General features: G+C 66.4%; 3 protein-coding genes. All 3 read right to left on the minus strand.

Annotated features, from left to right (window positions below; all coding sequences use genetic code 11):
- Positions 1 to 93: 93 nt before the first annotated feature.
- Complete coding sequence (locus tag BO39_RS34885; RefSeq protein ID WP_342666359.1) at positions 94 to 336, minus strand: PHP domain-containing protein; 243 nt, start codon at positions 334 to 336, stop codon at positions 94 to 96.
- Positions 336 to 563 carry a hypothetical protein gene (locus BO39_RS29460; RefSeq protein ID WP_043840444.1) on the minus strand — a complete coding sequence of 76 codons (228 nt, stop codon included), beginning with the start codon at positions 561 to 563 and terminating at the stop codon, positions 336 to 338. Before BO39_RS29460 ends, BO39_RS34885 begins: the two co-directional genes overlap by 1 nt.
- Before the next feature lie 92 nt (positions 564 to 655).
- Positions 656 to 1,048 (minus strand): PAS domain-containing protein, encoded by a 393-nt coding sequence (locus BO39_RS29465; RefSeq protein WP_043840445.1) that lies wholly within the window; start codon positions 1,046 to 1,048, stop codon positions 656 to 658.
- Between the last annotated feature and the right edge of the window lie 114 nt (positions 1,049 to 1,162).

The raw sequence follows: 1,162 nt of genomic DNA on the forward strand, positions 1-1,162 counted from the left end.
CTCGCAACTCCACCCTAGCCGTCAGGTCCGATGGCCACCCAAGCCCTACACCCCGGACCAAGCCGGATTTTCCACCACCTCCGTGGACGCTACCTAGGCCACCCCCGCCTCCTTGGCCGCCACATGCCCGCGCACCACGCCGGCCAGGGTGTTGGTGTCGCAGATCCCCAACCCTGAGTACCCCAGGGCCTTGGCGGTAGCGGCAAGCTCCCAAGGATGGGATGCGCCGTCGAGAAAGGAGAAATTTGACCTGGCCGCGAGCTCAGCAAAGGGCTGGACAGGCGGGCGTGCCTCCCCCTGCCCTGCTCGGGCCGCCCCACCGCCGGGCGGCCGCATCAGGTCGAGTGCGGCGGGCGCGGCGGCTTCTTGACCACCACCATGTTGGCCCGCTCCAGGTGGGCCGCGAGCTGCTCTGCCAGCACTGCGGCTGCCACCTCCCAGGCTGCGCCACGCCGGGGCTTGCCGCGCTCGTCGTGCCGGAGCGCATAGGCCAGCACCTCGGCCACTTCCTCACCGGTGGCTGGCACCATTGGGCCGGAGGCAGAACCCTTCGCATCAGCCATGGCGATCCTCAGCGAACATGAGGATCAGGCAAGGAGCGGCGAATCGGGCGCGGAGCGGCATCGGCGCAGCGTGCAGACTGAAGCCGAACAAATCAAGAACTCGACCGCAAGTTGAAGCTGACCTGACCTCCTGGCAACCGCGTGTTGCCGACCTCGATTGGTTGCCCGGCGACCACAACACGCTTCTCGCCACCTCTGGGCATCTGCAGCACAGCTTCCATTTGCGGGATGGTGCGTCCTTGCCGGAGCCGCTCAACCGCAAACTCCCGGCGGGCAGCACCTTCGATCACGTCCATCTCGTAAGCCGAGCGACCGAGTACCTGATCCTCGACATAGCCGGTCATCTCAAGGAAGCCGCGGTTCACCTTGACGTAACGGTGGTCGGAGAGGCGCAGGATCACCGCCGGCGCCGGGTTGGCGCTGAAGGTAGCCTCGAAGCGCTCCTCGGCGTCGAAACGCTCGGTTTCATCGTTCAGGATCAGCACCAGGCAATCCGGAACGCCGGGGTAGCGTCCACGGAGGTGGTGGAAAATCCGGCTTGGTCCGGGGTGTAGGGCTTGGGTGGCCATCGGACCTGACGGCTAGGGTGGAGTTGCGAG

Origin of the sequence: Roseomonas aerilata DSM 19363, from assembly GCF_000711725.1 — a bacterium.
Classification (GTDB): Bacteria; Pseudomonadota; Alphaproteobacteria; order Acetobacterales; family Acetobacteraceae; genus Roseomonas; species Roseomonas aerilata.

Coding starts and splice junctions, on each gene's coding strand:
- BO39_RS29460 (WP_043840444.1), bottom strand. CDS start 563: ATGGCTGATGCGAAGGGTTCTGCCTCCGGCCCAATGGTGCCAGCCACC.
- BO39_RS34885 (WP_342666359.1), bottom strand. CDS start 336: ATGCGGCCGCCCGGCGGTGGGGCGGCCCGAGCAGGGCAGGGGGAGGCA.